This window comes from Rothia sp. HMSC073B08, assembly GCF_001812975.1.
GTDB lineage: Bacteria > Actinomycetota > Actinomycetes > Actinomycetales > Micrococcaceae > Rothia > Rothia mucilaginosa.
Genome location: NZ_KV811065.1, coordinates 1 through 3,970, shown reverse-complemented (window position 1 = coordinate 3,970; position 3,970 = coordinate 1). Strand labels below are relative to the sequence as shown.

General features: G+C 57.2%; 3 protein-coding genes and 1 pseudogene. All 4 read right to left on the bottom strand.

Translation table 11 applies throughout. The annotated features are described in order from the left end of the window. Positions 1–89 precede the first annotated feature (89 nt). Positions 90–1,355 carry a multidrug effflux MFS transporter gene (locus HMPREF2884_RS04770; protein ID WP_070616047.1) on the bottom strand — a complete coding sequence of 422 codons (1,266 nt, stop codon included), beginning with the start codon at positions 1,353–1,355 and terminating at the stop codon, positions 90–92. 743 nt (positions 1,356–2,098) lie between these two features. After that, on the bottom strand, positions 2,099–2,767 hold the full coding sequence (locus tag HMPREF2884_RS04765; protein WP_070616045.1) for a nucleoside/nucleotide kinase family protein: 669 nt from the start codon (positions 2,765–2,767) through the stop codon (positions 2,099–2,101). Continuing rightward, on the bottom strand, positions 2,764–3,243 hold the full coding sequence (locus HMPREF2884_RS04760) for a low molecular weight protein-tyrosine-phosphatase (protein WP_246827927.1): 480 nt from the start codon (positions 3,241–3,243) through the stop codon (positions 2,764–2,766). The genes HMPREF2884_RS04765 and HMPREF2884_RS04760 overlap by 4 nt, the downstream gene beginning before the upstream one ends. A 179-nt stretch (positions 3,244–3,422) precedes the next feature. Then, positions 3,423–3,970: pseudogene (locus tag HMPREF2884_RS09235) on the bottom strand (gp58-like family protein); the annotation flags it as partial.

Below are 3,970 nucleotides of genomic sequence, written 5' to 3'. Positions count from 1 at the left end.
CGCCTACGCAGGGGCACCCGTCACCCGGACGCGCAACCCTTAGCGGGTCGCCCATCCGGGGCTTTAGCTACACAAAAATCAACAACAGGCTAGTGGCCCGCCGGGGCGCCGTGACCTTCACCAGCACCGTGGCTCTTGCCGTCCGCCGAGTAGTCCGAATCCTTACGCGGGGTCAGCCACAGGGCCAGCGCCGTCAGGACCGCGAAACCCAGAATGGAGAAGCCCATCGGCAGGTACTCATGCTCACCGGCAAACGACACCAGCGGCGCCGCCAACGCGCCCAGCAGAGCCTGAATCGTACCCATCACCGCCGAAGCACTACCCGCCATGTGGCGCGCCTCGTTCAATGCCAAGGCCGAAACATTACCGAAAATCAGGCCGCACGAGCTGGTCAGCAGGAACAGCAGAACCAGCGTCGGCACCAGCGAAATACCGACAAGGAAGCTAACCACCAGCAGTGAAGACACCACCAGCAGGCTAACCACGCCGACATTCACAATGCGGCGCTGCGCCACATGACCCACCAGCTTCGTTGCAATCGCACTGAACAGCACAATGCCAATCGAATTCACACCGAACACAATAGTGAACTCAGTCTCGGACATGCCCAGAATCTTCTGCAACACAAACGTCGAGCCGGAAATATACGAGAACAGCGCACCAAACGCGAAGCACATCGTCAGCATGAAACCCAGGTAGCGGCGAATCTTGAAGACCTTCGGTAGCTCCGAGTACACGCTCAGGGCAGTGCCCTGGTAGCGTTCCTCCACCGGCAGGGTCTCCTTAATCACGAAGATCACGCCGAGCATCATGATCGCGGTAATCACGCCAAGCACATGGAAAATATCGCGCCAGCTACCCCACGACAGCACCCAGCCACCAAACAGCGGCGCAAGCACCGGCGCGAAGCCGTTAATCATCATCATGACGCCCATGAGCTTAGCGGTCGCCAGACCCTCAGTCGTATCAGCCACGATGGAACGCGCCAGCACGGCACCAATCGAACCGGTGAAGCCCATCATGAAACGCGCAAAAATCAGCAGCTCAATATTCGGCGCGAAACCACACGCCACCGTCGCAATGAAACAGATGACCGCACCGATCAGCAGCGGCTTGCGGCGGCCCGTCTTATCCGACAGAGGGCCCACGACCAGCTGGCCGAGCGCCATACCCACCATGAACCCGCTCAACGTCAGCGATGCGTTCGTGCTGGTGGTGTTCAGATTCTCAGCGACTGCGGGCAGCGCCGCCAGGTACATGTCCGTGGCGAGCGGTGCGATAGCGGTCAACAGCGCCAGAACTACGATAAAAATGGGCGATAGCCCGAAAGAGATCTTAGTCGACTTCGAAGACATATGTCTTAGTTTTTCTTTCTGTGTGATGCGCGTGCAACGGCGCCTGCGGCTCTACAAGACGTGGATGCGGCGGTACCGAATCCGGGGATGAATTTGCGCAGGCTAGAAGCACAACTTGTTCACCCTAGCAGAATCGGGCGCGGCTTCGTAAGTTAAATCTTTAATATTTTTTTGAGCTGGGTTGGGAGGGAGACGGGCTCGCAGAGGGTGCGCAGAAGGGACGGTGTTATCCACGCTCCTACAGGGGCACCCGCCCTCGCTTCGCTTCGGACACCCTGATGTCGCATACGGATAACACCGCCCCTTTCGCGGTTTGTTTTAGCCTGCCGCTCAGCTCCCAGTACTGAAGAAATATTTGAGAAATATTCTTGAGAAGCATTGCTCCGGGCGACCGCATAACTTACGTTGGTCATACCACGCGATATGACCGGAGGGACAACCTCAGATGCGCAACCACTATTACAAATATTTGCTATGCATCCTGCTGCTCATAGCTTGTATCTTGCTTGTAATCCTTGCTGTGCTTTCTAACAACAACCCGGGTAACGAAAAAGACGGTACTACCTCCACGCACGCGCCGAGCAATACCTCAACCTACTGGGATAAAGACCGCATGGAATCCGCTAGCCCGGCTCCCATGCCTGAATAAAACAGCGCCTGAACAAAACTGCCTCTAAATAGCCGTAGGGCCCAATGCTTCGAGATACACAAAGCATTGGGCCCTACTGTTTTATAGTCGGCTGTTACTGCGCCGCGCTGTCGTAGATGAAGTCCACGGTCGCGTAGTCCTCCGGGATTTCGGCGAGCAGCGCCTCCTCCTGTGCCGCCCAGCGTTCCCAGTGCGGGCGGAACGTGTCACCGTCACGAGCCATGGCACGTTCGTAACGCACCTCGTCCGGGGCGGTGGCGAGGATACGCACCTCGCAGGCGCCCGCAATCGCGCCGACACCCTCACAGATAATGACCTGCGTAGCCGCCGGGTCGACGGTGCGCACCTCACCGGGGGTGCCCGCCTCCCAATCCCACGGGGTGTAGGTTCCGGCAATACCTTCGGTCAGCTGCACGGATAGCGCGTCCCACGCCTCCACGCCGTCGAAGAGGCCGTCCCAGCCGGGGTAGAAGTCGTCCAGGTGCAGCACGTGCACGCTGTGCCCGGCGGCGGTGAGCTCCTGCTCAAGCTGCGCGGCGAGGCTGGTTTTGCCGGTGCCGCTGCGGCCGTCAATGCCGATAATCAGCGGAATCTGCGCGAAGTCGGCAAGGAACTGCTCACGGAATTCGGTGAATTCGGCGGTGTCCATATCGAAGTCGTTGCCGATGCCGTGCTCCAGGCGCAGCATGTCTTTGCAGAGCTCCAGGATTTCGGTGGTGCCGGTGACGCGGCGGTTCTGGTTTAGGGGGATACGCTGGCTCACTGCGCGTCGCCTTCCTGTTTGAGGTGGTTGATGAGGCCGCGTGCGGCGGCGTCAATGAGGCCGGTGGTGTACACGAAGTCGCGTTCGCTACCGTACCAGGGGTCGTAGATGCCGAGCTGGTCCAGGTGGGTGGTGGTGACCTTCGGGTCAAAGCTGCGCATCATACGGATCTTGGCTTTGTCCTCGTCGTTGCGGGCGAGGGCTTTGAGGCGCAGGTAGTGGGGTGCGTCCATGGCGAGGATGAGGTCGTTGCGGTCGAAGTCCTCGACGGTGAAGACGCTGGCGCGGTGCGTGGACGGGTCGATACCGCGGGTGGCGAGCTGCGCGGCGGCGCGCGGGTCGATGCGGTTGCCTTCTTCTTCGTTGCTGATGCCACTGGAGGTGACGGTGACGGGCACGCCGGCTTCTTGGGCGTGCTGGCGGATGAGGTATTCGCCGACAGGGGAGCGGCAGATGTTGCCGGTGCAGACAGTCATGATTCGGTACATGGTTCTAGTGTATCGGTGGGGTAGCGGGTGGTTGGGCGCGGTGGGTGCTTGGGGCGGCGATGTGATGGGCGGATGCGCTCGCCGCCGGGGCTGTCGCTAACCGGGCCCGGGCGGCGAAAAGGCCCCGCCGACGAGGGCCGGCGGGGCCTAGGACTAATAGATATTATTTACTCTTCTTCTTCGAGAGTTGATACGAGTTGGGATTCAGGGTCAAAAAGCAAGCATCCCTTAGGAACAGTAAATACTCGACCATCGGGTGCAATGATTTGTTCAGTCTCGATTTGATTATTGCTCTGAGGTAACACGTTGAAAGCATAACTTTCTGGATTGTTTGCATGAGAAAAGTGTGCAACAGCTTCATTTATGTTATCTGAATTAGTTGTAAACTGAGGAATTTCATCGACAAATACCGTCGAATTGAAGCTTACTGATCCTATGAAAATCATGCCAGCAAATTTTGCAGATTCTGCAAATATTGAGCTACTGAAGTCTATGGAATCTCTGATAATAGCAGAACTGAAATCTGCAGAACCGGCAAAATAAATTGCCCTAAATTCTGCGAATTCTGTGAACTTCGTGGAACTGAAATTTGAAGAAACTTTGATAATGCTGCTATTAAAGTTAGAACGACTTCCGAAAATAGAGTTTGCAAAACTTGTACCTTTCTCGAAGGTAACACTATCAAACCGGCTCTTCCGAGTTGAGTGTGGGTGAC

Coding starts and splice junctions, on each gene's coding strand:
- HMPREF2884_RS04760 (WP_246827927.1), bottom strand. CDS start 3,243: ATGACTGTCTGCACCGGCAACATCTGCCGCTCCCCTGTCGGCGAATAC.
- HMPREF2884_RS04770 (WP_070616047.1), bottom strand. CDS start 1,355: ATGTCTTCGAAGTCGACTAAGATCTCTTTCGGGCTATCGCCCATTTTT.